Source organism: Actinoplanes sp. NPDC020271, assembly GCF_044388125.1.
Taxonomy (GTDB): Bacteria; Actinomycetota; Actinomycetes; order Mycobacteriales; family Micromonosporaceae; genus Actinoplanes.
This window is the reverse complement of the sequence record NZ_JBIRWQ010000002.1, coordinates 625,053-651,930: the sequence shown is the minus strand read 5'-3', so window position 1 is coordinate 651,930 and position 26,878 is coordinate 625,053. Positions and strand designations below refer to the sequence as shown.

Below are 26,878 nucleotides of genomic sequence, written 5' to 3'. Positions count from 1 at the left end.
CGCGGGTTTGCACGGCAGTATCGTCACGGCGTGTTGACAACCACGGACCTGACCAGCGCCGACCTCGACCGGATCCGCAAGACCGCGCTCGGCGAGGCTGATCCGCTCGGCCTCGCGGCCGGGCTGGCCGATGCGGTGGAGGCCGGTCGCCTGGCCGACCCGGAGATCGCCGGTGAGGCGCTGATCCTGGCGGCGGAGATCGCCGAGAGCCGCGCCAAGCACGACGCCGCGTTGCGCTATGCCGATCGTGCCCTCGACGCGGAGGCGAAGCGCGACGACACCAAGGCGCGCGCCCTGCATGCCCGTCTGCTGTTCCGCGCCGGCCGCGCCGACGAGGCGATGGCTGAGCTGGAGCCGCTGCGCGCGCAGTTGACCAGCAGCAACGACGCCCCGGCGTACATTGCCGCGGCCCTGGCGGTCGGCGGCCGCCACCGGCTCGCCGAGGAGTGGCTGACCGAGGCGGTCCAGGCAGCGCTGGCCGAGCGCTCGTCGGACCCGTCCTCGGCCGAGGATGCCGGACTGTTGTTCTTCCTGCTGCAGCAGCGGCACGGGATCCGGCACGCGCTGAACCTGCCGCACGACGCGCACGACAACCTGGCCGACCGGCTGGAGACCCGGCTGGCGAACGCGTCGGCGGCCGCGGTCGGCGACGAGCTGCTCTTCTTCCCGCAGGCCGAGTTCGATCGCGTGATCACCAAGTGGCCGGCGCTCACCGCGGCCTACGGTGCGACGTGGGACGAGCACCGCGCCCGCCTGGAGCGTGAGCTGCTCCGGCAGGCCGCGTCGAACCCGGCGCCGCGGCCCGGCACCGCCGACGGTCTGGCCGCGTTCGCCGGTCTGAACGAGGACCCGGCCGAGGCGAAGACCCGCGCCGGTTACACCCGCCAGCTGGCGGTGAAGCCGTCGTCGATCACCTGGCCGCCGGAGCGCAACGGGTCCTGCTGGTGCGGTTCGGGCCTGAAGTACAAGAAGTGCTGCCTGCCGCGGGGTCGCGCCTGATCCGCGGCCGCTGACATCCGCCGGCCCCCGGCCGGGTCCGTCACCTTCATTTGACAGCGAGCGATCGATGATCGACGCTGCGGTGGCATCGACCGGGGGCATTTCCATGGATGTCAGGAAGGCATCGCGTGAACATCAAGAAAAGTCAACGTCTGCGGCGCTGGCTCGCGGTCGCCGCGGCCGTCCTCGCGGGGATCACCGTGGCGACCGTGCCGACCGGTCCGGCGGCCGCGGCCGACACGCCGTACACACATGGGATCTTCACCGATCCGACGGGCGACACCGCGGCCAAGGACCGGATCTACACCCGGCTCAAGGAGTTGGTCGACGGCGCCGAGGCGGGCTCCACGATCAGCGTGTCGATGTACTACTTCTTCGCCACCACCATCCCGAACGCGCTGGTCGCGGCGAAGAGCCGGGGTGTGAACGTGCGCGTGGTCGCGGACGTCAAGACGGTGGCGAACACGGCCAGCTACGACGTGCTGCGCACCGGGCTGGGCACCGACACCTCGCAGGGGTCGTTCTTCACGACGTGCCCGAGCGGCCGTGGCTGCATCGCCGGCTACGACTACTCGATCAACCACAACAAGTTCTTCCTGTTCAGCCGGACTCTCGGTGTGAGCAACGTGGTGGTGCAGACCTCGGCGAACATGGGCGGCACCGCGTGGCGGGACGGTGGGACCGGCTGGAACGACGCGCTGGAGGTGACCGGGAACGCGGCGCTGTTCACGTCGTACACCGGATATTTCACCGACCTGGTGGCCAAGAAGATCAACAACAACTACTACGACACCCGTGTGCCGGTGCAGTCGGGCGCGGCCAAGGTGTTCTACTACCCGCGCGCCGGTGACACCCTCTACGGCGATCCGTCCGAGGACACCGTGATGACGATCCTCAACAACACCGAGTGCTTCGGCAACACGACGGTCGGTGTGCAGAGCGACGGCACGCACCGCACGATCATCCGGGTGACGGTGACCGAGTTCGCGCTGGACTACATCGCCGACAGGCTGGTCGCGCTGGACAAGGAAGGCTGTTACGTCCTGGTCAACCTGCGTTTCGACCCGGACAACTCCTACCAGACGACCGCGCTGAAGACCCTGCTGGCGAAGACCACCGACAAGTACAACGGGGTCATCGTCCGCTACTACTGCGAGAGCGACCCGATCTGGATCCACTCGAAGAACTTCTCCATCGAGGGCAACTACTACGGCAAGGGCGACCGCAAGATCGTCTGGACCGGCAGCCTGAACTGGAAGGGTGGCAGCCTGCGCGGCTCCGACGAGGTGATGCTGCAGATGGAGGACCCGGCGGTGCACGCCGCTTACGTCCAGCAGTACAACGCGGTGGCGGCGGCGGCGACCCACAAGCCGGCGAACGGCGCGGCCGCGACCTGCTGATCGGGCCGGTCGGCCCTAAGCTGGCCGGATGAGGGCGTTGATCGTGCGCGGCGGCTGGGCGGGTCACGAGCCGGTCGCCTGCACCGAGTTGTTCCGGGACTTCCTGCAGCGCAACGGGTTCTCCCTGCGCACCGCCGACACGCTCGACGCCTATCTCGACCCGGACCACTTCGACCTGATCGTCCAGTGCTGGACCGGGGCCCGCTTCACCGAGGAGCAGGAGCGGGCCCTGGTCGAGCGGGTCCGCGCGGGCGCCGGGTTCGCCGGCTGGCACGGCGGGGTCGTCGCCACCGGCTACGAGGCGCCCGCCTACCAGTTCATGGTCGGCGGGCGATTCCTCTGTCATCCCGGCGGTTTCGTCGATCATCAAATCAAGATCAACACCCGGCATCCGCTTGCGTACGGCCTGAGCACCTACCCGGTCCACACCGAGCAGTACTTCATGCACGTCGATCCCACCCTCGACGTCCTGGCCAGCACCACCTTCACCGGTGACCACGGCGCCCCGGAGACGGCCGGCGCCGTCATGCCGGTCGCGTGGACGCGCCACTTCGGATCGGGCCGGGTCTTCGTCAGCACACTCGGTCACAGCCCCGCTGACCTGCAGGTTCCGCAGACCCGGACCATCACGGAGCGCGGAATGTCGTGGGCGTGCGGGACAGTTCCCGACCATCATCGAGACCGTTGACCTGACCAAGGCGTACCGCCGGGTCCGGGCGGTCGACGGCATCCCCTTCACCGCCCAGCCGGGCCGCGTGACGGGATTCCTCGGGATCGACGGTCGGGGCAAGACCACGACGCTGCGCATGCTGCTCGGCCTGACCCGGCCGACGTCCGGCACCGCGCTGATCAACGGCCGGCCGTTCGGCGAGCTGAAAAACCCTTGCGCGAGGTCGGCGCCGTTCAGGAGCAGGGCATCAGCCACCCGGGGGCAGCTCGGCCGGGCACACCTGCTGACCCAGGCGATGCCGGCCGGCGCGAGCCGCGCGCGGGTGAACATGCTGCCGGAGATGGTCGGTCTGGCCACGGTGCGAACCAGCCGGGAACCTCTGCCGGTCAGAGGATCATTTTCCGGTACGGACCGGGACCGTGACGGCGCTGCTCCACGGCACCGCCTCGCTCATCCACGGCACCGTGGCCAGGTCGATCGACAGCTCACCACCGGACACGGCCGCCTTGCGCCGGAACGCGAACCGGTACGTCACGCTGCCACCGGCCGTGGGCGCCGCCTCGGTCACGGAGAACGAGCCCGCCTGCGCCTTGACGGCCGGCCACTTGTTCCCGGCCCGTTCGAGCCCTTCCGGCGCGTAGAACAGGATCGTCACCTTGGCCGGGTGACCGCCACGGACGTGACGCACCGTCACGTCGACGCTCCCGGTGCGGTATCCGCCGCGCGCCGGCCCGAGGACCAGGTCGCCCGCGGTGACCCGCATCTCGGTCACGTGCGGGTTCAACGGCATCCGCCGCTCGCCGCTGACCTGCTCGAACCGGCCGGCTCGTCGCGCGTACCCCCGGGTCTGCCAGATCTGCGGGGTCCGGTCGGCGCAGCATCGCTGGTAGTCGCCGACGATCGCGGTGACGACCCCACCGGCGACCTTCGTGCCGGAGCTCTGGATGTCGCGGATCTGCCCGGTCGTCGCGACGATCGGGCCGAGCGACACGATGTGCCCGGCCGGGTCGCGGTCGTAGGCGACGAGCTGCTTGCTGCCGCCCTCGATCATGCAGCCGAGCAGCACGAGCGTCTCGTCCGCCCCGTCATGGTCGACGTCACCGTAGGTCACCGAGAGAATCAGGACCGCATCCCCGTACGGCGGTTGCCCGTCCGGCACGGTGTGCGGCTCGACCGGCACGGCCCCGTCGTGGAAGTGCAGCGGCCCGGACGGTCCCTGCACGTTGTCGGCCGGCCACGGCGGGACGTCGAGTGCCGCCTCGCGCAGCGCGGCCAGCGGGATGTGCCCGTCCGGTGGCGCCGCGGGTTCGAACGACGCCCGGGCCAGCGGGAGGATGCCGAGCGGCAGGCCGGCCAGCAACGTCAGCACGGCGGCGAACAGCACGGTGAGCCACGGCCGCGGCCGGGGCACTGGGGGAAGCGGAGAAAAGTCCATCGTGCGCCGATTTTGAACCATAAGTCCGCTCAGTGCCAGAAAATCGCGCGGAATCACCCGACCGGGGGTCCACCCGCATTGCGCCCGGCGCTCCGGGATCCTAGATTGTTCATCGATTGACTTAAATATGTCCTGCAAGGTCAGGAGTCACTACATGCCGCTCACGTCCCTCACCCGCCTCGCAACGATCGCTCTGCTCGGCGGCAGCCTGCTCACGATCACCGCCCCGGCCGCCGCCACTCCACGCTGTGACGGGCACACCGCCCTCTTCCTCGACGACGCGCCCACCTGCTCCGGGCGCAACTCCCCGGCCACCGGGCACGGGGTCGTGCCGGTCTCCCGTCAGGTACACACCGCCGGCCGGACCGTCGAAGGGGGCACGGGCGTGGCGTTCACCTGGCCGGGCGTCTACTTCGAGGGACGGTTCCGGGGCACGAGCGTCGGGCTCGCGCTGAACGACGCCGTCAACGACTACGACGTGCAGATCGACGGCGGCGCGCCGACGACGCTGGTGACTCCGGGCGACACCACGCACTGGATCACCGGGCTGTCCCGGGGCGATCACACCGTACGGCTGGTCAAGCGCACCGAGAGCCCGTGGAACCGGGCGCAGTTCGGCGGCCTGGTAGCCGGCCCCGGCGGGCGGATCCTGGCCGCGCCGGCCGCGCGGCACCGGCAGATCGAGTTCATCGGCGACTCCTGGACCGCCGGTTACGGTGACATGTCGAGCAGCCGTGACTGTTCCGGCGCGGGCGTGCTGACCCGCAGCAGCAACGCCGACCAGGCCTTCGGCGCGCGCACGGCCAAGGCTCTGCGGGCGGATTACCAGATCAACGCCTGGTCGGGCATCGGCATGGTCCGCAACTACAACGGCAGCAGCCCCGGAACCGATTACCGTACGTACTACGACCGCGCCCTGCAGGCGGTCGACGAGTCCGTGTGGAAGCGGCCCGCGTCCTGGCACCCGCAGGTGGTCGTCATCGGTCTGGGCATCAACGACTTCTCCACGCCGCTGAACCCGGGTGAGAAGTGGGCCGACGAGGCCGCATTGGCCGCCGACTATGTCACCGCCTATCAGGGGTTCCTGGACAAGCTGCGGGAACGGTACGGCCCGGCGACGCACTTCGTGCTCACCTACCCCGACCTGAGTTATCGGACGACGGCGCTCGCCGAATCCGTGCAGCAGATCGTGCGCGAGCGTCACGACCGGGTGAGCGCGCTCTACTACGACAACAACGCGCTCGGTCTCGACCTCCTCGGCTGCGACTGGCATCCGTCCCTGCACGACCATGCGATCCTGGCCGGGACGCTCACGACGTACCTCAGGAATGGTTTGTTCCTCTGATCCGATCGGTCAGGGCAACAACGCGGTGAGGTCGGGTTTCTCGGTCAGCAGTCCGTCGGTGACCGCCAGGCCGGCGAGGGTGTCGACCGAGGCCCGATTCACCTCCGCCGGCCATTTCGGCAGCACCAGCGCGGCCCGCACCGCCGGGTCGATCTTGGTGTACGTGCCGATCACCTCGCGCACCTGGTCGGGATGGCTGTCGGCGAAAGCCAGCGATTTCTTCATCGCCTCGGTGAAACGCCGGACGAGATCGGGATTCGTGGACAGCAATTGGTTCGAGGTGAAATACATCGCAACGGTCAGGTCGGGTGCGGCGTCCACGTAACTGGAGGCGATCCTGCGCGCGCCGGCGAGCACCGCGGCCTGCTGGAACGGCTCGACCACGAAGATCGCGTCGACCTGCCCCTTCTCCAGCGCCGGGACCTGGTCCGGGAAGGCGAGCTCGGTGAACTTGACGGCCGCCGCGTCGCCGCCGCCCTTGCGCACCGACGCCCGTACGCTCGTCTCGACGATGTTCTTCAGGGTGTTGGCCGCGACCGTGCGGCCGGCCAGGTCCTTGGGCGATGTGATCGGGCTGTCCGCCTCGACGAACAGGCCGGCGTAGTCCTTGCCGTCGACGCCGGTCGAATTCGTGCCGTTCGCGACGACCTTGATCGGCAGTTTCTTGGACGCGGCGAGCAACAGCGAGATCGTATTGCTGAAGCCGAACTGATATTCGCCGCCGACCACCGCCGGGACGATCGCCGCGCCGCCCTGCGCGGTGGTCAGCGTGAGGTCGATGTGCTGTTCCTCGAAGAAGCCGAGTGCCCGGCCGACGAAGATCGGCGCCACGTCGACGATCGCGATGACCCCGGCGTTGACCTTGTCGAGCTGTTCCCCGGTGTCGCTCTGGCCGCCGGAGTCGCTGCAGGCGGTGAGGAGAAGAATCGTGGCGGCCAGGGCCGCGGAGAGCCGGGATCGAGGCATGCTGGAACCCCATTCTTCGGTGTCACCGCAAGATATGGCAGCCATTTGATCACGTCAATGATCAGACTTCTTGCGCTTCCTCTTCGGGGCGGCCGCGGCCAGCGCGTCGATCAATTTGTCCAGCACGCCCGGAAATGGTGAGGCGGTGATCTGGGTGAGGTGGGTGCGAACGGTAGCCAGATTCGGATAATCCTCGTCCGAAAAGGATGCGTAGACGTCGGCCAGGGCCAGCTTGTCCGCCTCCTCCTGGCCGGGGCCGAGCTCGATGGCGTCCATCGCGGCGAGGGCGAGCACCGCGTCGATGAAGTCGCGGAAGTGCCGGACCGCGTCGGCCGGCGCGAACCCGGCGCTGAGCAGCAGGCCGATGCCGATGTCGTCGGCCCGCAGCTCGTTGGGGCCGGCGGTGAACCGGATCGCCCGCAGCTGCGCGAGGCGCGGGTGCCGCAGCATCGAGTCGTGCACGCCGCGGCCCATCTCGCGCAGTGACTCGCGCCAGTCGGCCCCCGGCTCGAAGTCGGCCAGGGTCTCGCTGATCAGCCGGTCGGCGACCGCGATCAGCAGCGCGTCCATGTCCCGGAAGTAGCGGTAGACGGCGGACGGGTCGGCACCCAGCTCGACGCCGAGGCGACGCACCGTGAGCGCGTTGCCGCCGGGCGCCTCGATCAACCGCAGTGCCGCATCAATGATCATGGATGGCTCGAGGACCACGCCGCTGCGCGTCGGCCGCCGCCGGACTCGATCGGCGGCGCCTCGTGTGGTCGTCATTTCGACGCTCCTTATGTCAACGCATTGACCTAGTTATGTCAACGCATTGACCTAAGCGTACCGCACGCGCTTTCCTATGGCCCTGACCAGGGAGGATCAGCATGCAGGCGGACACACCGGCCTACGACCTCGATATCCGCACCGACGAGAAGCGCATCCGCGCGGCTCTCGCCGACGCCGCCCGGACGCCGTTCTGGCTCGAGGACCCGGGACGCCCCGCTCCGCTGCCCGCCCTGATCGGCGCCATCGAGACCGACCTGCTGATCATCGGCGGTGGTTACTGCGGGTTGTGGACCGCACTGCAGGCCAAGGAGAACGATCCCGGCCGCGACGTCGTGCTCGTCGAGGGCGAGGAGATCGGCTGGGCCGCCAGCGGCCGCAACGGCGGATTCGTCGAGGCCAGCCTGACCCACGGCCCGGAGAACGGGCAGCGCAACTTCGCCGGCGAACTGGACGTGCTGAGCACCCTGGCCGAGGAGAACTTCGCCGCGTTCCGGGATTCGCTGGTCAAGCACGGCATCGACGCCGAGTGGCAGGAGGAGGGCGCCCTGGAGGTCGCCACCGAACGTCACCAGGTCGACGAGCTGCGGGCCGTTCCCGGCCGCTTCTACGACCAGGACGAGCTGGCCACGCTCGTACGTTCGCCGCTGTACCGCGCCGGCGTGCACCGGGAGACCGGTGCCGCGCTCGTCCACCCGGCCAAACTGGCCTGGGGACTCAAGGAGGCGTGCCGCAAGCTGGGCGTGCGCATCTACGAGCACACCCCGGTGACCCGCCTCGCCGACCGCGGCCGCACGGTCCGCGCGACCACCGGCATGGGCACCGTCCGCGCCCGCAAGGTCGTGCTGGCCACCAACGGGTTCCCGTCGCTGCTGCGGCGCAACCGGTTCCTGACCATCCCGATCTACGACTACGTGCTGATGAGCGAGCCGCTCACCCCGGTCCAGCAGGACGAGATCGGCTGGAAGGGCAACTTCGGCATCGGCGACTGCTCGCGGCAGTTCCACTACTACCGCAAGACCGCCGACAACCGGATCCTGTGGGGCGGGTACGACGCGGTCTACCACCGTGGCGGCGGCATCCGGCCCGAGTTCGACCAGCGCCCGGAGACCTTCGCGCGCCTGGCCGACCACTTCCTGCGCACGTTCCCGCAGCTCGGCGACATCAGGTTCACCCACGCCTGGGGCGGCATGATCGACATGTCGACGCAGCTGGCCGCGTTCCAGGGCCTGGCGATGGGCGGCAAGGTCGCCTACAGCAGCGGCTTCACCGGCCTCGGCGTGGCCGCGACCCGCTTCGCCGGCTCGGTCATGCTGGACCTGCTGGCCGGGGCGGACACGCCGCGCACCCGGCTGCGGATGGCGACCAAGCGGCCGCTGCCGATCCCGCCCGAGCCGATCGCCTACCCTGCGGTCCAGGTGATCCGGCGGGCCATCGCCCGCGCCGACCGCAACGGCGGGCGCGACGGCGTGATCCTCAAGACCGCCAACCTGCTGGGGTTCTCCTTCGACTCCTGATCCTCGCCGCTCACGGCCCGGTGGCTCGCCGCTGGGCCGCCTACTCCGTCGTCGCGGCCGGGCTGTCCGCCGCCGGCCGCCTACTCCGTCGTCGCGGTCAGGCTGTCCGCCGCCGGCCGCCTACTCCGTCGTCGCGGTCAGGCGCCGGACCGCCTCGGCGACGGCCTTCCGCCCGGCTTCCCGGTTGCACGGTTCGTTCGAGTCGATCAGATTCAGCATGATCCGCCGGAGCACGAACCGGACCGGCGGCATCTCGCCCGCCCCGATCCGGATCAGCTCCTCCTCGACGCCTTGCCGGACCGCGGCCACGCACCAGCCGGCCAGCTCGTCCTTCCAGCCTCTCGTCCACCCGCCGTCGTGGGCGTCCACGAACGCGAAACTGTCCGCGGGCTCCAGATCGGCCAGGATCCGGGCGACGCCGCCGCAGTTGCCCGGCCCGCCGGCCCGCACCTCGACGTCCCGCACCGCCCGGTCGAAGAGAACGCTCATGACCGCCCGGCCTGCTCGCCGCGACGGCGGATCAGCGGGAGGTAGACCTCGTCGACGATCTCGACCAGCGTCTCGTCGGGGGCGGTCGGCGCGCCCCGGGTGACGAACTCGTTGCGGAGCAGCACCATCGCGACGGTCGCGACCCGCGGGTGCAGCGCTTCCGGCGAGGCCTCCCCACGAGCCACCGCACGACCGAGAATGATCAGCCACGGCGCGGCCACCGCCTCGGCCGACTGGTCGCCGAGCCGGCCCATCAGCTCCTGGGCGCCACCGGCCGCGGCCATCAACTCCCGCAGGATGAGGCCGAGCGGGGAACTCCAGTGCCGGTTGGCCCGGCGCAGCATCTCCAGGGTGTCCTCGCGCAGGTCACCGATGTCCGGCGGGTCGACCGCGCGGGCGATCTGCCGATACGCCGCGATGCCCAGGGCCAGCCGGTCGGGCCAGCGGCGATAGATGGCGTTCTTGTTGGTGCCGGCCCGCCGCGCCACCGCGTCCATGGTCAGCCCGGCGAACCCGGTCTCGCCGAGCTGATCGGCGGCCGCCCGCAGGATCGCGTCCTCCAGCGCCGCGCCACGGCGCCGCGTCTGTCCCGTCATCCTTGCCTCCCGCCGGATTCCGGTACGGATCGTACCTTCAGGATCGCGCTCGCTTCCGGCGACGACGTGCGCTTAGGGTACGTTCCGTACCCTAAGGAGGTGGGCGATGCGCGCCCGTGGCATCAGCTACGACACCGGCTGGGTGGTCGGTGACCGGATCGGCCGGCCCGGCTTCGACCACGCGACCTGCGAGCGGGACCTTCGCGCCGTCCGGGACGACCTGCACTGCACCGCCGTCCGGGTGATGGGAGGTGACCCGGGGCGGATCGAACTGGCCGCCGGGGTCGCGGCCGGCCTCGGGCTCGAGGTGTGGCTGTCGCCGTACCCCCTCGAACTGAACGACCGCGAGATGCTGGACCTCTTCGCCGACTGCGCCCGGCGCGCCGAACGGCTGCGACGACGCGGTGCCGAGGTCGTGTTCGTGACGGGCGCCGAGATCAGCCTGATGAACCGGGGCTTCCTGCCCGGCGAGGACATCCACGAGCGGATCGCCGGGATCCGCGCACACCTCGGCACGGTCGGTGCGGCCGTCAACGCGTTCCTGACCAGGGCGGTCGCGACCGTCCGGGAACACTTCCACGGGCCGATCACGTACGCCTCGGTGCCGTTCGAACGCGTCGACTGGGCACCCTTCGACTTCCTCTCCGTCGACCTGTACCGATCGGCAGCCGTCGCCGACCAGTACGCCGGCGCGTTGCGTCACCTGGTCGCCCAGGGCAAACCGGTGGCGATCACCGAGTTCGGCTGCGCGACGTACCGCGGCGCCGCCGACCGCGGGGCCGAAGGCCTGGAGATCGTCGAGTACGACGAGAACCGCGCGCCGGTCCTCCTCAACGGCGAGTTCGAGCGCGACGAGGAGGGCCAGGCCCAATACCTGCGCGAGAACCTGGCCGAGTTCGAGGCGGCCGGCATAGACAGCGCGTTCGTGTTCACCTTCGCCCTCTTCGACCACGTCGGCGAGCTGGACCTGGCCAGCTACGGCATCGTCGAGGCCGTCGACGACCGGAACTGGTCACCGAAAGCCGCCTTCGAAGCCGTCGCCGAGGCGTATGCGGGCGCCCGGCATGATGGCGATCATGACGGGCGAGCGGCCGCTGGACGGTCTCGATGACGTGACCTGGTCGTCGGTAGACGGTGCCGCGGTCGTCGCCGAGCTGCGGGAACTGGCCGCCGACCGCGGTAGCACCGTGGCGTTGGACGACCTGCTGATCGAGGATGCGGACTACTCCTCCACCGAGTGGGGGCAGGACAGCGGGTACGGCATCGACGCGGCACTGGTGATCCGGTTCCTGGCACGGATCGCCGCGTCGCCGGTCTCCGACCTCACCCGCGGGGCCTGCTTCCAGCTCATCGAGACCCTGGTCAACGCCCCGATCGAGCGGCACGGCGCATCCGACGCGGAGCTGGACGCCAAGGTCGACGCGGTGCGGGCGGCGCTGGAGGAGAACGGGACGACTCTCGCGGGGCTCGCGCTGCCGCGGGGATCCGGTGCTCACGAGCCGCGCTGGCGAGGAATCGCACGACCTCTCCAGCAGGGGTCCGGATCTGAGGTGGCGGCTGTCGGGGCGCTGATCGCCGTCGGGACGTTCCGCGGTGTCGACAGGTTCATCAGCCCGCGGAGCGGTGCGGTCGTCGCGGACTTCCCCGCGCGTCCACGGCAGTCGCGGGCGTTGCCGCTCGACGGCCTCCGCGTCGTGGTCGCCACGCCGGGATGGTTCTCCTGCGACCGTGAACGGGTCCGGGTGTGGCATCACCGGGACGGCGTCTGGTCGGCCGGGCGGGTCCGCGGCGTGGTCACGGCGCTCGCCGTCGACGGCGGCGACCTGTACGTACGGACGCCGCGCGGCGATGTCGCCCGGTGTGACGCCGGCACCGGCGAGCAACTCGGGCCCGCGGTCCAGGTGCCCGGCGGATACCGGAACCGCTTGCACCCGTTCCGGATCGAGGACCGCCGCTGCGTGGTACTGCTCGCGGACAAGACTGCGCATCGGCTCGACCTCACACGCGGGGTCGTCCTGGAACCGTCGATCGAGAATGTCGACGGCTTCCTGACCTGGTATCGCGGCGGCCTCGTCCTCCGGTCCGGCGACCGTCTGCGCCGGATCGACGCGGAGACCGCTGAGGAGGCGGGCGCCCCGATCCCGGCGCCGCGGGCCGGGACAGGCTGCGCCTACGAGGTCGACGGTCATCCGTTCCTGGCCATCGGGGAGGGCCGGCAGGTCCACCGCTTCGACGCCTGCTCCGGCCTCCCGGCCGGGCCGCCCCTGAACGGCCACCGCAGGCAGATCACCGGCGTCACCGCCGGCGTGGTCGACGGGAGACCCACGCTGTTCAGTGCGGACGGCTCCACCGTCCGCCGCTGGGATGCCGCAACCGGCGACCCCTGGGACGGCACACCCTTACCTACCGGGAAGATGTCCGGCGGCGGCGGGGATACCGTGGGCTGTGCTGACTGTCGGGATTGATCTGGCCGCGGAACCGCCCGGCACGGCGATCGCCGCCGTGGAGTGGTCCGCCACCGCGGCGCGCCTCCGGCAGGTGGTTCATCCGGCCGACGACGACGCGGTGGTGGCGGCGATCCAGTCGGCGGGCAAGGCCGGCGTCGACTGCCCGCTGGGCTGGCCGGACGCGTTCGTGTCGTTCGTCGCCGGGCACCGTGCGGGTGCGGTCGCCGGTGTCGGTCAGGCGCGGGACAAGTCGTGGCGGCGTGGTCTGGCGTGGCGCCTGACCGATGAGGTGGTCCGGGAGGCGACCGGGATCGTGCCGCTCAGCGTCGCGGCGGACCGGATCGCGCACACGGCGATGCGGTGCGCGGCCGTCCAGGCGCGGCTCGCCGACCTGGGCGAACCCGTCGACCGCAGCGGCGCCGGGGTCGTGGTGGAGGTCTATCCGGCGGCGTCGCTGAAGATCTGGGGTCTGCCGGTGCGCGGCTACAAGGGGCCGGCCGGCGCCACGGTCCGTGAGGCGCTCGTCCATCGGCTGCGGGCCGTGGCGCCGTGGCTGGACCTGGGCGATCTCGCCGGGCTGTGCGTCCGCAGCGATCACGTTCTCGATGCGGTGGTGGCCGCTCTCGCCGCCCGGGCGGCCGCGATCGGCGTGGCGACGCGGCCCGCGCCCGATCAGCTCGCGGCCGCTCGGACCGAGGGCTGGATCGCCCTGCCGGCCGGCGCGCTCGACACGCTGCTCCCCTGACGGTCACCGGTGGTGCCGGCTGATCGGCCGGCATCACCGATGTGGTCAGCCCACGACTGAACGCAGCGGGATCCGGTCCGCGGTCAGAGCAGAGACAAGATCCCGGAGGTACGGGTGTTCGTCCGCCGGCAGGCCGTCCGGGTTCGGAATCGTCAGGTAGGCGGAGTCACCCGCGATGGCACTGGTGGCCGTGGCCGTGAAGCGACTGACCACGGCCTGAGTGCGAGCCAGGTCGGTCACCGCCACCTCGATCCGGGCCGGGCGCCACTCGCCGCCCAGGTTCGGCGGGATCGGCTGGGCCGCGGCGGCCGCGCGGGCCGGGTCAGGACCGAGCGTGCGCTGCGCCGACTGGGTTCCGGCTGGGTTGAGCAGGGCGTTCGCCACCAGCTCGAGACCGTTTTCGTTGTACGCGCGGAACAGCGGGTTGAACGCGAACAGCACCGCGTGCCCGGCCCCGGCCGGCTCGTCGACCACGACGGACGTGCCCTTGAGGGTGTCGGCCTGGACGGTGTAGCCGTTGTGCCAGAACGTGTCGTCGCCCGGGTACGTGACGACGTTCGTCCCGGTGCTGCTCGGCGTGAGGATCGGGTCTCCGTTGTTGAACTGGAAGTCCTCGGCGGGGCGGCCGGCCGCCACCGGGCTGGTGGTGTCCACGTCGACCCGCAGGTGCGAGCCGATCACCAGGTAGTCGGCCGGTTTCGCCTTCTCCGTGGTGGACGTGAGCCCGGCGGCGCGGGCGACGCGCGTGCCCTCGTTGCGCAACCCGATGTAGGTGTGGCCCTGCGCGATCCAGTTCCGCAGGTTCGCCTGCCCGGTAGTGGTCAGGCCGCCGGTGGCGCTGCTGCCGTCCGGCACCATCAGGACGGTACGTCCGGTGAACGCGGGCGTGTTGTCGTTGATGTCGGCGGTGGTGATCGGCGTCAGGTTCAGCCCCCACTTCTGGCCGAGCACGTAACGAGCCTCGCCGTAGGACCCGGCCGTGGTGGAGACGCCGGTGCCGCGGAACAGGCCGACGTCGGGGCGGCTCAGGGCCGTCCCGGACGAGGATTTGCGGGAAACGGACAGCGTGACGCCGAGTGATCGGGCGAGCCGGTCGACGGCCGGGGTGACGGCGGTGGCCGGCAACCGGACCAGGCCCCCGTCGCGGACCGCGGCGACGCCCTGGCCGAGCAGGCGGAAGGTCAGCTGCGCGGCCGCCGCCGAGTCCAGGGCGTAGGTGTAGGAGCCGCTGCGGCGCGCGGTCGCCGACTTGCCGCCCTCGATGCGACGGACCAGATCGGCTTTCGGGCGTACGGCGTCACCGGTGTACATGGCGTCGATGCCCATCAGCAGCGGGTTGCTCCACGAGGAGACGTCGTAGAAATAGGGGAACGGCACGTAGGGGTCCTCGCCCAGTGTCGCCTGGATCCAGTGCTTCTGCGGCTGCGCCATCGGAATCCAGTACGCCCCGGCCGGCACGGCGACGTTCTTGGCGTTTCGTCCGCCGAAGACGTGCGCGTTCCGTACCGTGATCGGCTTTCGGATCTCATAGACCTCGACGTCCATTCTCCGCAGTCGCTCGACCAGTTGCCGGACGTCGCCGAGCTGACGACCGGGCAGCAGGAAATAGGACCGGATCGTCACGTCGGGCACCGGGAACTGCACCGTGTTCTCCGGCTGCACCACCTCGTTCGGCTCGAGCGCACCCGCCCGCCCCTCGGCCGGCGCATCCACCCAGATCTTGTAATAGCCGGTCAGGACCTCGCGCTTGTTCGCCGCGGCCCAGCCCAGTGTCGCCCACTGGGTGTTGAACTGCTGCTGGACCCGGTCCTGGACGGCCGAGGCACTGCCTTTCTCGTACGTCATTCCGGCCGCCCCGAACCCGGTCGCCGGAACGGTGTCCCCGTATCCCATGTAGAACAGGTCGTAGGTGTCGTAGTTGAAATAGCACTCGGTCGTGACGGTCTCCGAGCAGGCGCCGTTGTAGCCGAAACCGGCCTTGTTCGCCTCCCCGATCCGGTTGATCCAGTCGACCGGGGCGTCGGCGATCTCGTGGTGGATCGGGTCGGCGTTCGGCGGGAAGAAGTACCGTTGCCCACCCATTTCGTGGGCGTCGACGAACACCTGCGGCGGGTATTTCCGGAGCAGTTGCAGTTTGCTGTCGGTCTCCGGCTGGGTGCGGGCGAACCAGTCCCGGTTCAGGTCGAAACCGAACTCGTTCTGGCGTCGCAGCGCGTCCCGCCCGTCCGGGTTCTGGGTCGGCAGAATCACCGTGATCAGGTTGTCGTTGCGCTGCTGCACCGCGCAGGACAGCCCGGCGGCCAGCTCGTAGAGGGTCTTGAGGGAAGCGTCGGCGCCACTCGTCTCGCCGCCGTGCACGTTGCCGGCGATCCAGACGATGGCCGGTTTGCCGGCGGCGATCCGGCGCGCCCGGTCGGCGCTCGACCGCCGCGGGTCGCGCAGGCCGCGGATCTCGGCGGCGACCTCGTCCAGGTCGGTCTTCCGCTTGGCGACCACCGCGTAGTTCAGCGGCTGGCCCAGCACGCTCGTGCCCATCGTGCCGGTGACGACCCGGTCGGAGGACTGGTCGACGGCGCTCAGGTAGTTCCGGATCTCGGTGTTGGTGACCACCCGCGGCTGGCCGGTGCCGAGCGGGAAACCAAGAAACGTCTCCGGGCTCGGAACGGTGCTGAGGTGGGTGGACGGGTCGGCGGCGCAACCGGCGGGCGCGGGGGTGGCGCTCGCCGGGGCCGGGCTCAAGGTGGTGACCAGGGCTATCGCCGTGGCACCGGCCAGGCGTCTCGGAATCCGCATCGTGTGCTCGTTCCCTTCCCGGGAATTGTCGAATTTCCGCAGCCTATGACCCGCCATTTACGACGGTCAACGCATGTCGCCATTACCTATTGACCACTTTGTATAACTTCTGGTGATGCGCCGGTCGGTGCTCGACGCGGCGTCGGCCCAGGCCCGGGTCAATGGCAAGCTGGACGAGTTCATCATCGACATGGACACCGCGATCATGCGCACGATCTATCCGAAGAGCACCACGTGAGTGACACGGCGGTCTGGCAGGTCGCCGGGGTGACGGCGCGGCGGAGCGCCGACGGGGTGGTCACCGGCGCGGTGTGACTGACCCCGCACGGCGCCGACTTCCCGGACCGGGACTGGACGGACTTTCCGCTCCCGGTGCTCAGCTCGGCGGTCACCGGCCGTGCGACGGTTGCGTGACGAGCTCGACGGCACGCCGCACTCCGGCGACGACATACGCATCCTGGACGAGCAGATCGGTGTGCTGTCACCGCCCGCGTCCTGACGCGCCCGGGTGCTGTCGCCGTTACGTGACAGCACCCGGACGCGTCACGCGGACCAGGCGTGCCAGGCGGTGACGCCGATGCGCAGGAACGGGCCGGGCGGCGGCTGGACCGCATACTGCGGATACCGCGCGATCAGCGCCGGCTCCACCGAGTCGGTGACCGCGGCCCGGCCGTCGGCGCGGACCCACCACAGCCGGGACCAGTCGTCGTCGTAGAAGTCGGCGAGGACGCTGACGCGGGGCTCATGCGCGATGTTGGCGAGCCGCTGCAGGTTGCGGTGCCGCTTCGGCTTGGCGTCCACGGCGGTGTGGATCACGTCGCCGACCAGGGCGAACACGATCGGCACGAGGTGCGGCGCGCCGTCCGGGGTGACCGAGGCGAGGCGCGCGACCCGGACGCTCGCGAAGCGTTCCGCCGGGGTCATCCGTGTACGGAGAAGGTGTGCGTCGTGCTGGACGTGTACGTCTCCCCCGGCCGCAGCACCGTCGACGGGAAGCCGGGCTGGTTCGGGCTGTCCGGGAAGTGCTGCGTCTCCAGCGCGAACCCGTCGCCCTGACGGTACTGCCGGCCGGACGGGCCGCGCAGTTTCCCGTCGAGGAAGTTGCCGGAGTAGAACTGCAGGCCCGGCTCGGTCGTCTCGATGGTGAGCCGCCGGCCGGTCCGCGGGTCGTCGACGACGGCGGCGGCCGGCCCGTCGAGGACGTAGTTGTGGTCGTACCCGAGGCCGAAGCCGAGCTGCGGGTGGTCGTCGCGCAGCCGTTCGCCGATGGCGTGGGCGGTCCGGAAGTCGAACGGCGTGCCGTCCACCGGGGCCAGTTCACCGGTCGGGATCAGCGTCTCGCCGACCGGCGTGTAGCGACCGGCGTTGATCCGCAGCCGGTGGTCGTTGATCGTGCCGCTGCCCTCCCCGGCCAGGTTCCAGTAGGCGTGGTTGGTCAGGTTCAGCACGGTGACCTGGTCGGTCGTCGCCCGGTAGTCGATGCGCAGCCGGTTCTCGTCGTCGAAACCGAAGGTCACGGCCACGTCGACGGTGCCCGGGAAGCCTTCTTCGCCGTCCGGCGAAAGATAGTTGAGCCGTACGCCGTCAGCCGTCGCCTCCGCCGACCAGACGCGCTTGTCGAAACCGTGGACCCCACCGTGCAGTGTCGTCTGACCCTCGTTCTGCGTCAGTTTGTGCACTTGCCCGCCGAGCGTGAACGTCCCGCCGGCGATGCGGTTGCCGTACCGCCCGATGGTCGAGCCGAAGTACGGGTTGGCGGCATCGGTGTACCCACCCAGATCGGCGAAGCCGAGCGTCACGTTGCCCAGGGTGCCGTCCCGGTCGGGGACGATCACGGACTGGATCGTGGCACCCCGGGTGAGGATCGACACCGACGCCCCGCCCGCGTTGGTCAGCGTCCACTTCTCGATCACGGTGCCGTCGGCCAACGCACCGAACGGAGTGCTGTCGATTCTCGTCATGATCTCCGTTCTACGCTGGTGTGCCGCACCCTGACAACGGAGGCCCACGATGCGCGCACTGGTCTTCACCGGTCCCGGCCGGGCCGAGGTCCGGGACGTTCCGGAGCCGCAGGCCGGCCCGGGGCAGGTGATCGTCGAGGTCGAGCGGGCGGGCGTGTGCGGCACCGACGTCGAGCTGTTCACCGGCGCGATGAGTTACCTGCACACCGGCCTGGCCTCCTACCCGCTGCGGCCCGGCCACGAGTGGTCGGGCACGGTGATCGCCACCGGGGACGGTGTCGACGAGAGCTGGCGGGGACGGCGGGTCACCGGCGACACGATGATCGGTTGCGGTCATTGTGCGCGGTGCCGGGGCGGGCGCCACCACGTCTGCGCGCAGCGGCACGAGCTGGGCTGCCGCGACGGCCTGCCCGGGGCGCTGGCCGAGCGGCTGGCATTCCCGGCGGCGTACCTGCACGCGCTCCCCGACTCGGTCGACGCCACGCTGGGCGCGCTGGTCGAGCCGGGCGGGAACGCGCTGCGGGCGGTCCGGGCCGCCGGCGTGGCTGCCGGCGAGCGGCTGCTGATCCTCGGCACGGGCACGATCGGGCTGCTCGCGGCGATGTTCGGCACGGCGCTCGGCGCCGAGGTCCATCTGCTCGGGCTGACCGCCGAGCCCCTGGCCCAGGCGCCGGTCTGGACCCGGGACACACTGCCCGGCCTGTCGTGGGACGGGGTGGTCGACGCGACCAACGCGGCGGTCATGCCCGGGCTCGCGGTGGACCTGGTCGAACCCGGCCGCACGGTGGTCTATATCGGACTTTCGGGCGCGCCGAGCATGGTCGACACGCGCGCGATCGTGCTGAAGGACGTGACGACGGTCGGGATCCTCGGGGCGTCGGCGGGGCTGGCCGGCGCGATCACGGCGTACGCGGAGAGGCAGGCCGACCCTCGTCCGCTGGTCGCCGCCACGGTCGGCCTGGACGAGATCGTCGACGTCCTGGCCGGCGAACGCCCGCGTGACGCCGGCCCCGGCCCGAAGTTCCAAGCCGATCCACGTCGCTGAAACCGCGGGCCGGGCCGGCACCAGAGCCGGGCCGACCCGAAAGCGGGGCCGGCGGTGCCGGCAAGCCGGCGGTGAGCGTCAGACCGGGCCGGCCGGGCCGGTGTGCAGGACGTCCAGGCGGGAGACCGCCCGGGTGAGCACGACGTAGAGCCGGTTCAGCCCGCGCGGCTCGGCGGCGACGATCTCGGCCGGCTCGACGACGATCACATGGTCGAACTCCAGCCCCTTGGCGAGGCTCGCGGGAAGCAGCGTCACCCGGTCGCTGCCGAACGGCCCGAGCCGCGCGACGCGGCTGTCCGCGGCGATCACCGCGACCGAGCCCGCCGCCTCCAGCGCCGCCGCGACATGATCGGCAACGGACGTCGCCAGATCCGTGACCGCCCGGACGCACAGCTCGCCGTCGGAGCGCACCGATCGTGCCTCGGGCACGTCGGCACCGAGATCAGGCAAGAGCTTGTTGGCGTACGACAGGACGACCGCCGGCACCCGGAAGCCCAGCGTCAACGCCGTGACCGGCGCGTCCGGCTTCCCGAGGTGTGCCAGCTGCGCCCGCCAACCGGCGGCGGCCCACGCGCTGGTGCCCTGGGCCAGGTCCCCGAGCACGGTCAGCGACCCGTGGCGGCTGCGCCGGGCGAGGACCCGGCACTGCATCGGTGACAGGTCCTGCGCCTCGTCGACGACGATGTGCCCGAACCCGTCGGGGTGGTGGATCGCGCCGGCGATCTCGTCCAGCAGCACCAGGTCGGCGGCCGTCCACTTGGCGCTCTTGAAGCTGCGCGGCGGCCTGGCCCAGAGCAGCGCCGACTGCTCGGAATCGGTCAGGAGGCCGTCGGCGGCGCGGTGCAGGAACGCCGGGTCGCCGAGCAGCCGGGTCAGCAGTTCGGCCGGACGGATCCGCGGCCAGCAGGCGTCGAGCAGGTCGGCGACGGGACGGGCCCGGCCGATCCGGTCGAGCCACTTCCGGTTCGGTGACTCGCCGTGGTACTCCGACTGGCGTTGCAGCAGCGCGACGATGCGGGTGCGGAATCGGTCACGGCCCACGCCGTACGGCAAATTCTCGGTCTTGATCCTGGCGATCTCCCGCAGCAGCGCCGGGGCCGGGAGGCGCAGCCGGAACGAGCCGTCGGCGAGGACGATGCCCTCGGCGGGGTCGCTGATCAGGCCGCTCAGCGCACGCCGGATCACCTCAGCCATCCGGACGTCGTGTTTGAGGCGGGCGGTCTGGTCACTGTCGGTGGCGACGGGTGCCTGTTCGGCGAGCAAACCTTCGAGGGTGCTCTGCTGGACGTCGACCTCGCCGAGCGCGGGCAGCACCGCGGCGATGTAGCGCAGGAACTCCGGGTTCGGGCCGACGACCAGGACACCGGTGCGTTTCAACTGGCGGCGGTGGGCGTAGAGCAGGTACGCCGCGCGGTGCAGCCCGACCGCGGTCTTGCCGGTGCCGGGGCCGCCCTGCACGCACAGTGACTGATCGAGATGGGCCCGGACAAGTTCGTCCTGCTCCGGCTGGATGGTCGCCACGATGTCCCGCATGGGGCCGACACGGGGACGTTCGATCTCCTCGGCGAGCAGCCGGCTGGACGTGCCGAGCTGCTCGCCGAGGTCGAGGTGCTCATCCTCGAAACCGGTCAGGCGGATCGGCGGACGCGGGGTCCAGCCATAGCGCCGGCGCACCGCGACGCCGCGCCGATCGCTCGGACTCGCCCGGTAGAAGAGCGACGAGACAGGCGCGCGCCAGTCGATGACCAGCGGCGACCCCTGCTCCTCGGTGATCCGCCGCCGCCCGATGCGGTACCGCTGCCCGCGATGATCACCGGCGCTGTCCGAGTCGTCAAAGGTGAGCCGCCCGAAATAGGGAGCTCCGTCCGGCTCCTCGGCGAGCTCTTTCACGTGGCTCTTCAGCATCCGCCCGAGCGTCTCCGCCGTGTAGCGATCGCCGGCCACCTCCGCGCCGGTGGCAACGCGCACCCGAGCGTGGTCGAGCATCCAGCTCTGAGCTGCATGAACTCGGTCGAGAAAGGCCAACTCGAGATCCAGATCCACGTCACAACCCTTCCCGCGTACGGCCTGAGCCGCCGACAATAGCGTAACTCAGTCATAAACGTTACTCGGTTACGAATTTAACCGAGTGATAGAGTCGCGCCGTGAGTGAGCAGGGTGCGGCCGGGCCGGGTCTGCGGGAGCTGAAGAAGCGGCGGACGTTCGACGCGGTGTCCGAGACAGCCATCGCGATGTTCCTGGAGCAGGGCTTCGACCGCGTGTCCGTGAACGATGTCGCCGCCGCCGCGGAGATCTCCAAGCCGACCCTTTTCCGCTACTTCGCGTCGAAGGAAGACCTGGTCCTGCACCGGATCGCGGACCACTCCGGCGAGCCCGCGCGCGTCGTCGCCGCCCGCGCCCGGGGCGAGTCGCCGGTCGACGCGCTGCACCGGCACTTCCGGGCCGGGCTCGACGCCCGCGACCCGGTGACCGGGCTCAACGACGTACGGGAGATCCTGGCCTTTCATGATCTTGTCTTTTCCACGCCGAGCCTGGCGACGCGGGTGCACGAGTTCCAGGCGCGCGACGAGGAGAGCCTGGCCGAAGCGCTGCTCCCGGCCGTTGCCGACGCGCTGACCGCGCGGCTGGCGGCGGCGCAGATCCTGGCCGTGCAGCGGGTCCTGGCCCGGGAGAACTGGCGGCGGCTGTCCGGCGGGGAATCGGCCGACGCGCTGCACCCGGTCGCGGTGGAGGCCGCCGAGCGGGCGTTCGCCCAGCTCCGCGCCGGCCTCACCTTCCACTGAACCCGCCGCGACTCAGCCCCGAGGCTGATCCGCCAGTATCGTGGGTCCGATGCGAGATCCGTCGGACAAGACCCTCCCCGACCTGACGTATCCCGAGGTCGGCGCGACGCGTGACGGTTCGCTGCCGAGCGGATACGGCCATGCGGCCCGCGACGTCGTGATCGGGCGCGGCCGGGCCACTTTCGAGAAAGCAGCCGACGGGCTGTTCCGGTGGCAGATGCACCGTGAAGCCGGCCTCGCACCGGTCAGTGACGCTCCGCGAGCCGTCGTCGGCGCTGTCGTCACCCTGCACGCCGGTCTCGGGCCGCTGCGCCTCACCATTCCCTGCCAGGTGGTCTATCTCGAAGAGACGGACACCCGCCGCGGATTCGCCTACGGAACCCTTCCCGGCCACCCCGAACAGGGAGAAGAGGCGTTCCTCGTCACGCTGGAACAGAACGGTGACGTCCGGGCACGGATCCGCGCCTTCAGCCGGCCGGCGACCCTGCTGGCACGGGCCGGCGGACCGGTCACGCGGCTCGTCCAGGCATTCGTCACCGACCGTTACGTTTCCGCTCTCCGGCACCTCGGGGTGACGGGTTGCTGAGATTCCGGTTCGAGTGCCGGCCGGTGGCACAGGTGGCCCCCATGATCCAGCAGGTGACTGCGCGGCGGTTTCCACCGGCCCGCACCGCGGTTGTCGAGGCCGGGCCTGTGGGATTGCTCGTCCGGGCGTCTCCAAGCGGGCGACGACATGGGGAACACCATCGGGGGCATCCAGCCGCCGCAGGGGCCGGGGCGCTACCGGGTCGGCCGCGAGGGAGCGCTCGGCCAGGAAGGACAGATCCATGCCGCGATGGCGGGGCGCAGCCGGGGAGGAGATCGACACCGGCGCCGGTCACCGGGAGCCCGGGCTGCCCGTTCTCGCAGATCGAGCAGACCACCGTGACGGTGATGCTGCAACGCTGATCAGGCGTCGACGTCCAGCCATTCGGTGACTTTGAGGACGGCGTCGCGAACGTTCTCGGCGTCGATGCGGACCTGTCGGCTGACCAGGGTGAACGGCAGTGCGCCGCCCGGTTTCGTGTCGACCTCGACTTCGTCGCGGTGGCCGCGGCGGCCCAGGTACCAGACGGTGTCGTCGTCGGCCCGCCGTCCGATGACCGGCAGTCGCTCGATCCGCAGGTCGGGAAAGACGTCTCGCAGGTTGGTGATCAGGTCGGTCATCATCATGGCCTCCAAGGGTGGAAACCCAGCCATGGACGACTACACCGTGTGGAGCGAACCGGTTCAGCCGGCGGCGACGAGCCGGTGGATCCGGGGTGGTACTCCAGGAGGAGTGGCGGCGTGGCGTCGACCCCGGCGATCAGAACCGGGCAGGGCACGGCTGGCCGGCGGGAGTACGCCGGTCCACCGGTCGATCGAGGCGAGTTCCGCGACCGCGTCGCTCACCGGCGGGAACAGGCAGGAACAGGCGGGAACAGGCAGGAACAGGCGGCCCACCGTGACGATGGAGACTTTCAGGAATCAAAATTCATCAATAGGCGTACGCATGAATCCGGGTCCTCGACATGCGCGTTGTGACCCGATCCGGGCACCGTGACGGCCGGAACCCCGAGCTGTTCCAACTGCTCATCGGAGTTCATCGGGTCGTGCTCGCCCCGCGCCAAGGTCACCGGCACCCGCACGCGGGCCACCAGTGCCGGCAGGTCGGGCGCACCCACCCCGAACGCGCGCGGGTCGAGCGCGAGCCGCCACTGGCCGTCCCGCTCGTGGACGCCCGCGAGTGCGGCCGGGTCGTCCTCGGCAAGCAGACCGGCCAGCCCGGAGACCCGCAGATACCGGGCGACCGCCTCCTCGCGGGTGCCGAACCAGGTGACCGGACGCTGCGCGAGAGCCTGCGCCCGGGCCAGTTCGCCGGCGGTCCAGACGGCCTTGACGCCGAGCCCGACGACCGCGGTCACCGGCACCCGGGCGGCCAGCGCCAAGGCCACGACGCCGCCGAGCGAATGGCCGAGAAGGACCGTGCGGCCGGGCTCGACGAGCGGGGCGACGGCTTCGGCGAGAGCGTCGAACGAGTACTCCGGCAGCGGCGGGGAGTTGCCGTGACCGGGCAGGTCCGGGGCCAGCCAGCGGCCCGGCCAGTGCTTCTCCAGCAGCGGAGACCAGGCCGACCACACGTCGCCGGTCGCGCCGAGACCGTGCAGCAGGAGCAGCAGCGGCTCGCCGGTGCCGCCGCCGTGCGCGCGAAGCCCCTCATCCATTCCCCGAAGTGTGCCACCGTCCCGTCCGTCGTTCGACCAGTGCGGCGGGGCTCGGCGCCCTTCTTCTGGTGCCTGGCCGGCGACATGGAGCTTCCGCGTTGACCATTCCGTGGGTCATCCTGAAGTCCGTGAGGTATCTGGAGCCGACCTCGCCCGTCATGGCACTGATGTGGATGACCGCGGTGGACCAGTGCCTCGGAACGGTCCGGCGCGACGGGGTATGGCGAGTCCGATGGGTCCGTGTCGACCCACTCGCCGATGCACCGGGCGTCCTGGTGTCGGCCCACGAGGACGACCTCGCGGTCGACATCCGGGCGCTTGAACAGCACGGCGTGCCGGAGTTGGTCGCGGCTGCGGACCTGCCGATGAACTTCGTCGCCCACGACGAGGCCGAAGCCTTGTCGACGGCTGAACGCGAGCTGGGCGCCAGGAAGGACCGGTGGGTGAATCATGCGGTCGAGGGCTGGGCCATCCTGTGCGAATGGCGAGGTCATGCCTAGGCACGAAGGCGCACCCGCCCCCGGCCGGGCTCAGCGGTGATCTCGAAGCCGTCGTCCAGCTGCATCAGCACTCGGCGCGGCATGCCACTGCGAGGTGGGGAGGCTGGCGGTGAGCTGAGTACGATGCGGTCAGGCGCCGCTCGAGTCGACGATGGACAGGCCGTGACCGCGCAACCGCCGCCGCTCCTCGGCGAGGTGGGCCAGCAGCCGCTCCCCCGAGTCCCGGCTGTGCGCGGTCAGCAGCGCCACCGCCCGCCCCGCGTCCCGCGCCTCGACCGCGGCGACGATCTCCAGGTGCTCGGCTCGGGACCGTACCCGCGACTCGGCGGTGTGCACGCCCAGCCAGCGCGTCCGGGCCAGCCGGGTGAGCGCGTCCACGGCCGCGGCGGCCAGGAACCGGTTGCCGGCCAGCCCGGTCAGCATGACGTGGAAGTCGGTGCGTTCACGCAGGTCGGCGGTGTCGTCCCGGGTGTCGCCGTGGGTCTCGGCCAGTGTCCGCAGCGCGGCGAGTTCCTCCGCTGAGGCGCGCTCGACGGCGAGGGCGACCGCGGCGGTCTCGATCGCCGCCCGGTACTCGACCACGGCCCGGATCTCGGTCATGTCGATCGCCGTGACCTGCCAGCCCGAACCGGCACGCTCAGTGAGGCCCTCTCCCTGCAGGCGCGACAGCGCGGCCCGGATCGGGGTGCGGGAGGCGCCGAGCCGGGTTTCCAGGCCGCGCTCGCTGAGCCGTTCACCAGGGACGAGGTCGAGCGTGAGGATGGCCGACCGGAGCCGCTCGTAGGCGTCCTTCTCACTGCTTGGACGGGTCATGCCTACTGGTATACCAGATTGGTATCCTGCTTCGGTATCCCAGGAGAAGGGGACCGTCATGCCGCACACCGTCCCACCCGCCGCCTGGCGGATGCTCGCCCTCTCGGTCGCCGCCCAGGCCGCCGGTGCCATGCTGGTCAGCACCCCGGCGTACCTCATTCCACTGCTGCATCTGCACCGCGGGCTGACACTCGCCGAGGCCGGGCTGTTCGCCGCCGCGCCGAACTTCGGGACGGTCTTCACGCTGGTGCTCTGGGGTGCGCTCGCCGACCGCTACGGCGAGCGCTGGGTGATCGCCGGCGGGCTGACCCTGACCGCGGGCTTCGCCCTGCTCGCCGCCGTCGCGACCGGCTATCCCCTGCTCGGCGCCGCGCTGCTGCTCGGCGGCGCCGCGTCGGTCAGCAGCAACGCCGCGTCGGGGCGGGTCGTGGCCGGCTGGTTCCCGCGGTCACGGCGTGGGCTGGCGATGGGCATCCGGCAGATGGCCCAGCCGCTGGGCGTGGCGATCGCCGCCGTGATCGTCCCGCCGCTGGCCGGGCACTTCGGCATCCCGGCGCCGTTCGTCGTCGCCGCCGTTCTCACCGCGCTGCTGGCCGCCGCGTGCGCCGTCGGCATCACCGACCCGCCGCGCCCACCGGCCACCGCGGAACCCGCGCCGAACCCGTACCGTGGCAACGGTTTCCTCGCCCGCATCCACGTGATCTCCGCACTGCTGGTGGTGCCGCAGTTCACCCTGGCCACGTTCGGGCTGGTCTGGCTGATCACCGGGCCCGGCTGGGCGCCGGGGGTGGCCGGTGCCGTCGTCGCGGCCTCCCAGGCGGTCGGCGCCCTCGGCCGGATCGCGGTCGGGCACCTCAGCGACAAGGTCGGCAGCCGGGTGCGGGTGCTGCGCTGGGTCGCGGTCTCCGGCGTCGTCGTGATGCTGGCGCTGGCCGCGGCGGACGCGCTGCACTGGCCGGTCGCGTCCGGCATCGTGCTGATCGCGGCGGCGACCGTCAGCGTCGCCGACAACGGGCTCGCGTTCACGTCGGTCGCCGAGGCGGCCGGGCCGGGCTGGTCCGGCAAGGCGCTCGGCGTGCAGAACACCGGCCAGTTCCTGGTCGCCGCGGCGGTCGGCCCGGGAATCGGCGCGCTGGTGGCGGCGGTCGGCTACCCGATCACGTTCGGACTCGTCGCGTTGACGCCGCTGGCCTCGATCCCGCTGGTCCCGCCCGCCGACCAGCACGCGGGGTGACCCCACCACAGTCGAGGCCCTTCCTCAGTACGTCGTGAGCACGCCCCGGCACCCCCGACGCCCCGCACGCAAGGCCGAGCCGCGAGTCCCGCGCCGACGGTCCCGCCTCCGGCCGGCCCTCACCGTGGTCGT

At 70.9% G+C, this 26,878-nt stretch carries 26 protein-coding genes and 1 pseudogene; 15 read left to right on the top strand and 12 right to left on the bottom strand.

All coding sequences use genetic code 11. The annotated features are described in order from the left end of the window. Positions 1-30: 30 nt before the first annotated feature. The 4 genes and pseudogenes from ACH442_RS06735 to ACH442_RS06720 form a co-directional block, all read left to right on the top strand. The gene (locus ACH442_RS06735; RefSeq protein ID WP_396336953.1) at positions 31-999 is read left to right on the top strand and encodes an SEC-C metal-binding domain-containing protein; all 969 of its coding nucleotides are present in this window, start codon (positions 31-33) and stop codon (positions 997-999) included. Positions 1,000-1,127: 128 nt separating this feature from the next. After that, the gene (locus ACH442_RS06730; protein WP_396336952.1) at positions 1,128-2,399 is read left to right on the top strand and encodes a phosphatidylserine/phosphatidylglycerophosphate/cardiolipin synthase family protein; all 1,272 of its coding nucleotides are present in this window, start codon (positions 1,128-1,130) and stop codon (positions 2,397-2,399) included. Positions 2,400-2,427: 28 nt separating this feature from the next. After that, a complete protein-coding gene (locus ACH442_RS06725) occupies positions 2,428-3,087 on the top strand; it encodes a ThuA domain-containing protein (RefSeq protein WP_396336951.1) in 660 nt (219 codons plus the stop codon). Further along, positions 2,996-3,277 (top strand): annotated as a pseudogene (locus tag ACH442_RS06720) (ATP-binding cassette domain-containing protein); the annotation flags it as partial. The gene ACH442_RS06725 and the pseudogene ACH442_RS06720, both read left to right, overlap by 92 nt. A gap of 186 nt (positions 3,278-3,463) precedes the next feature. Here the strand turns inward: ACH442_RS06720 and ACH442_RS06715 are convergent. Beyond that, entirely contained in the window at positions 3,464-4,480 is a 1,017-nt protein-coding gene (locus ACH442_RS06715) for a hypothetical protein (RefSeq protein WP_396336950.1), read from the bottom strand. A 178-nt stretch (positions 4,481-4,658) separates the two neighbouring features. On the opposite strand from ACH442_RS06715, the gene ACH442_RS06710 reads away from it, so the two are divergent. Further along, positions 4,659-5,849, top strand: coding sequence for an SGNH/GDSL hydrolase family protein (locus ACH442_RS06710; RefSeq protein WP_396336949.1), 1,191 nt, complete (start codon positions 4,659-4,661; stop codon positions 5,847-5,849). Between the two features lie 9 nt (positions 5,850-5,858). Here the strand turns inward: ACH442_RS06710 and ACH442_RS06705 are convergent, their stop codons facing one another. Further along, positions 5,859-6,815 carry an ABC transporter substrate-binding protein gene (locus ACH442_RS06705; RefSeq protein WP_396336948.1) on the bottom strand — a complete coding sequence of 319 codons (957 nt, stop codon included), beginning with the start codon at positions 6,813-6,815 and terminating at the stop codon, positions 5,859-5,861. Positions 6,816-6,869: 54 nt separating this feature from the next. Further along, positions 6,870-7,580, bottom strand: coding sequence for a TetR/AcrR family transcriptional regulator (locus ACH442_RS06700; protein WP_396336947.1), 711 nt, complete (start codon positions 7,578-7,580; stop codon positions 6,870-6,872). Positions 7,581-7,681: 101 nt separating this feature from the next. Between ACH442_RS06700 and ACH442_RS06695 the strand changes: the two genes are divergently transcribed. Further along, on the top strand, positions 7,682-9,097 hold the full coding sequence (locus tag ACH442_RS06695) for an NAD(P)/FAD-dependent oxidoreductase (protein WP_396336946.1): 1,416 nt from the start codon (positions 7,682-7,684) through the stop codon (positions 9,095-9,097). Positions 9,098-9,217: 120 nt separating this feature from the next. On the opposite strand, the gene ACH442_RS06690 is transcribed toward ACH442_RS06695, so the two are convergent. Then, on the bottom strand, positions 9,218-9,586 hold the full coding sequence (locus ACH442_RS06690) for a hypothetical protein (RefSeq protein WP_396336945.1): 369 nt from the start codon (positions 9,584-9,586) through the stop codon (positions 9,218-9,220). Next, the gene (locus ACH442_RS06685; RefSeq protein ID WP_396336944.1) at positions 9,583-10,182 is read right to left on the bottom strand and encodes a TetR/AcrR family transcriptional regulator; all 600 of its coding nucleotides are present in this window, start codon (positions 10,180-10,182) and stop codon (positions 9,583-9,585) included. Before ACH442_RS06685 ends, ACH442_RS06690 begins: the two co-directional genes overlap by 4 nt. Before the next feature lie 106 nt (positions 10,183-10,288). On the opposite strand from ACH442_RS06685, the gene ACH442_RS06680 reads away from it, so the two are divergent. The 3 genes from ACH442_RS06680 to ACH442_RS06670 are packed head-to-tail and all read left to right on the top strand — an operon-like array spanning position 10,289 to position 13,374. After that, positions 10,289-11,293, top strand: a complete 1,005-nt coding sequence (locus tag ACH442_RS06680) for a hypothetical protein (RefSeq protein WP_396336943.1) — start codon at positions 10,289-10,291, stop codon at positions 11,291-11,293. Continuing rightward, the gene (locus ACH442_RS06675) at positions 11,259-12,647 is read left to right on the top strand and encodes a hypothetical protein (protein WP_396336942.1); all 1,389 of its coding nucleotides are present in this window, start codon (positions 11,259-11,261) and stop codon (positions 12,645-12,647) included. Before ACH442_RS06680 ends, ACH442_RS06675 begins: the two co-directional genes overlap by 35 nt. Then, the gene (locus ACH442_RS06670) at positions 12,628-13,374 is read left to right on the top strand and encodes a DUF429 domain-containing protein (RefSeq protein WP_396336941.1); all 747 of its coding nucleotides are present in this window, start codon (positions 12,628-12,630) and stop codon (positions 13,372-13,374) included. Before ACH442_RS06675 ends, ACH442_RS06670 begins: the two co-directional genes overlap by 20 nt. Positions 13,375-13,419: 45 nt before the next feature. Here the strand turns inward: ACH442_RS06670 and ACH442_RS06665 are convergent, their stop codons facing one another. Continuing rightward, complete coding sequence (locus ACH442_RS06665; RefSeq protein WP_396336940.1) at positions 13,420-16,167, bottom strand: M14 family zinc carboxypeptidase; 2,748 nt, start codon at positions 16,165-16,167, stop codon at positions 13,420-13,422. Between the two features lie 115 nt (positions 16,168-16,282). On the opposite strand from ACH442_RS06665, the gene ACH442_RS06660 reads away from it, so the two are divergent. Beyond that, positions 16,283-16,405: a hypothetical protein gene (locus ACH442_RS06660; protein WP_396336939.1), complete on the top strand. Its 123-nt coding sequence runs from the start codon at positions 16,283-16,285 to the stop codon at positions 16,403-16,405. Positions 16,406-16,710: 305 nt separating this feature from the next. Here ACH442_RS06660 and ACH442_RS06655 read toward each other — a convergent pair whose 3' ends face one another. Then, entirely contained in the window at positions 16,711-17,091 is a 381-nt protein-coding gene (locus ACH442_RS06655) for a TIGR03668 family PPOX class F420-dependent oxidoreductase (protein ID WP_396336938.1), read from the bottom strand. Beyond that, the gene (locus ACH442_RS06650) at positions 17,088-18,128 is read right to left on the bottom strand and encodes an aldose epimerase family protein (protein WP_396336937.1); all 1,041 of its coding nucleotides are present in this window, start codon (positions 18,126-18,128) and stop codon (positions 17,088-17,090) included. The genes ACH442_RS06655 and ACH442_RS06650 overlap by 4 nt, the downstream gene beginning before the upstream one ends. Before the next feature lie 49 nt (positions 18,129-18,177). On the opposite strand from ACH442_RS06650, the gene ACH442_RS06645 reads away from it, so the two are divergent. Continuing rightward, positions 18,178-19,173 carry a zinc-binding dehydrogenase gene (locus ACH442_RS06645; protein WP_396336936.1) on the top strand — a complete coding sequence of 332 codons (996 nt, stop codon included), beginning with the start codon at positions 18,178-18,180 and terminating at the stop codon, positions 19,171-19,173. Positions 19,174-19,251: 78 nt separating this feature from the next. Here ACH442_RS06645 and ACH442_RS06640 read toward each other — a convergent pair whose 3' ends face one another. Beyond that, positions 19,252-21,159: a HelD family protein gene (locus ACH442_RS06640; RefSeq protein WP_396337082.1), complete on the bottom strand. Its 1,908-nt coding sequence runs from the start codon at positions 21,157-21,159 to the stop codon at positions 19,252-19,254. 158 nt (positions 21,160-21,317) lie between these two features. On the opposite strand from ACH442_RS06640, the gene ACH442_RS06635 reads away from it, so the two are divergent. Continuing rightward, positions 21,318-21,956 carry a TetR family transcriptional regulator gene (locus ACH442_RS06635; protein WP_396336935.1) on the top strand — a complete coding sequence of 213 codons (639 nt, stop codon included), beginning with the start codon at positions 21,318-21,320 and terminating at the stop codon, positions 21,954-21,956. Between the two features lie 49 nt (positions 21,957-22,005). Beyond that, positions 22,006-22,542, top strand: coding sequence for a DUF1990 family protein (locus ACH442_RS06630; RefSeq protein ID WP_396336934.1), 537 nt, complete (start codon positions 22,006-22,008; stop codon positions 22,540-22,542). 362 nt (positions 22,543-22,904) lie between these two features. Here ACH442_RS06630 and ACH442_RS06625 read toward each other — a convergent pair whose 3' ends face one another. Together ACH442_RS06625 and ACH442_RS06620 are read right to left on the bottom strand one after the other, a co-directional pair. Continuing rightward, on the bottom strand, positions 22,905-23,168 hold the full coding sequence (locus ACH442_RS06625) for a hypothetical protein (RefSeq protein ID WP_396336933.1): 264 nt from the start codon (positions 23,166-23,168) through the stop codon (positions 22,905-22,907). Positions 23,169-23,455: 287 nt separating this feature from the next. Next, positions 23,456-24,199 (bottom strand): alpha/beta fold hydrolase, encoded by a 744-nt coding sequence (locus ACH442_RS06620; protein WP_396336932.1) that lies wholly within the window; start codon positions 24,197-24,199, stop codon positions 23,456-23,458. A gap of 128 nt (positions 24,200-24,327) precedes the next feature. Between ACH442_RS06620 and ACH442_RS06615 the strand changes: the two genes are divergently transcribed. Then, positions 24,328-24,699, top strand: coding sequence for a hypothetical protein (locus tag ACH442_RS06615; RefSeq protein WP_396336931.1), 372 nt, complete (start codon positions 24,328-24,330; stop codon positions 24,697-24,699). Between the two features lie 129 nt (positions 24,700-24,828). On the opposite strand, the gene ACH442_RS06610 is transcribed toward ACH442_RS06615, so the two are convergent. Beyond that, positions 24,829-25,512: a GntR family transcriptional regulator gene (locus tag ACH442_RS06610; RefSeq protein WP_396336930.1), complete on the bottom strand. Its 684-nt coding sequence runs from the start codon at positions 25,510-25,512 to the stop codon at positions 24,829-24,831. A 58-nt stretch (positions 25,513-25,570) separates the two neighbouring features. On the opposite strand from ACH442_RS06610, the gene ACH442_RS06605 reads away from it, so the two are divergent. Next, positions 25,571-26,746, top strand: a complete 1,176-nt coding sequence (locus tag ACH442_RS06605; RefSeq protein WP_396336929.1) for an MFS transporter — start codon at positions 25,571-25,573, stop codon at positions 26,744-26,746. Positions 26,747-26,878: the final 132 nt, after the last annotated feature.

Bases quoted from the DNA above. Each gene is read 5' to 3' on its own strand.
- ACH442_RS06620 (WP_396336932.1), bottom strand. From the start codon at position 24,199: ATGGATGAGGGGCTTCGCGCGCACGGCGGCGGCACCGGCGAGCCGCTG.
- ACH442_RS06685 (WP_396336944.1), bottom strand. From the start codon at position 10,182: ATGACGGGACAGACGCGGCGCCGTGGCGCGGCGCTGGAGGACGCGATC.
- ACH442_RS06660 (WP_396336939.1), top strand. From the start codon at position 16,283: ATGCGCCGGTCGGTGCTCGACGCGGCGTCGGCCCAGGCCCGGGTCAAT.
- ACH442_RS06705 (WP_396336948.1), bottom strand. From the start codon at position 6,815: ATGCCTCGATCCCGGCTCTCCGCGGCCCTGGCCGCCACGATTCTTCTC.
- ACH442_RS06605 (WP_396336929.1), top strand. From the start codon at position 25,571: ATGCCGCACACCGTCCCACCCGCCGCCTGGCGGATGCTCGCCCTCTCG.
- ACH442_RS06665 (WP_396336940.1), bottom strand. From the start codon at position 16,167: ATGCGGATTCCGAGACGCCTGGCCGGTGCCACGGCGATAGCCCTGGTC.
- ACH442_RS06700 (WP_396336947.1), bottom strand. From the start codon at position 7,580: ATGACGACCACACGAGGCGCCGCCGATCGAGTCCGGCGGCGGCCGACG.
- ACH442_RS06625 (WP_396336933.1), bottom strand. From the start codon at position 23,168: ATGATGATGACCGACCTGATCACCAACCTGCGAGACGTCTTTCCCGAC.
- ACH442_RS06680 (WP_396336943.1), top strand. From the start codon at position 10,289: ATGCGCGCCCGTGGCATCAGCTACGACACCGGCTGGGTGGTCGGTGAC.
- ACH442_RS06675 (WP_396336942.1), top strand. From the start codon at position 11,259: ATGACGGGCGAGCGGCCGCTGGACGGTCTCGATGACGTGACCTGGTCG.
- ACH442_RS06640 (WP_396337082.1), bottom strand. From the start codon at position 21,159: ATGCTCGACCACGCTCGGGTGCGCGTTGCCACCGGCGCGGAGGTGGCC.
- ACH442_RS06610 (WP_396336930.1), bottom strand. From the start codon at position 25,512: ATGACCCGTCCAAGCAGTGAGAAGGACGCCTACGAGCGGCTCCGGTCG.
- ACH442_RS06690 (WP_396336945.1), bottom strand. From the start codon at position 9,586: ATGAGCGTTCTCTTCGACCGGGCGGTGCGGGACGTCGAGGTGCGGGCC.
- ACH442_RS06725 (WP_396336951.1), top strand. From the start codon at position 2,428: ATGAGGGCGTTGATCGTGCGCGGCGGCTGGGCGGGTCACGAGCCGGTC.
- ACH442_RS06630 (WP_396336934.1), top strand. From the start codon at position 22,006: ATGCGAGATCCGTCGGACAAGACCCTCCCCGACCTGACGTATCCCGAG.
- ACH442_RS06645 (WP_396336936.1), top strand. From the start codon at position 18,178: ATGCGCGCACTGGTCTTCACCGGTCCCGGCCGGGCCGAGGTCCGGGAC.
- ACH442_RS06695 (WP_396336946.1), top strand. From the start codon at position 7,682: ATGCAGGCGGACACACCGGCCTACGACCTCGATATCCGCACCGACGAG.
- ACH442_RS06710 (WP_396336949.1), top strand. From the start codon at position 4,659: ATGCCGCTCACGTCCCTCACCCGCCTCGCAACGATCGCTCTGCTCGGC.
- ACH442_RS06655 (WP_396336938.1), bottom strand. From the start codon at position 17,091: ATGACCCCGGCGGAACGCTTCGCGAGCGTCCGGGTCGCGCGCCTCGCC.
- ACH442_RS06650 (WP_396336937.1), bottom strand. From the start codon at position 18,128: ATGACGAGAATCGACAGCACTCCGTTCGGTGCGTTGGCCGACGGCACC.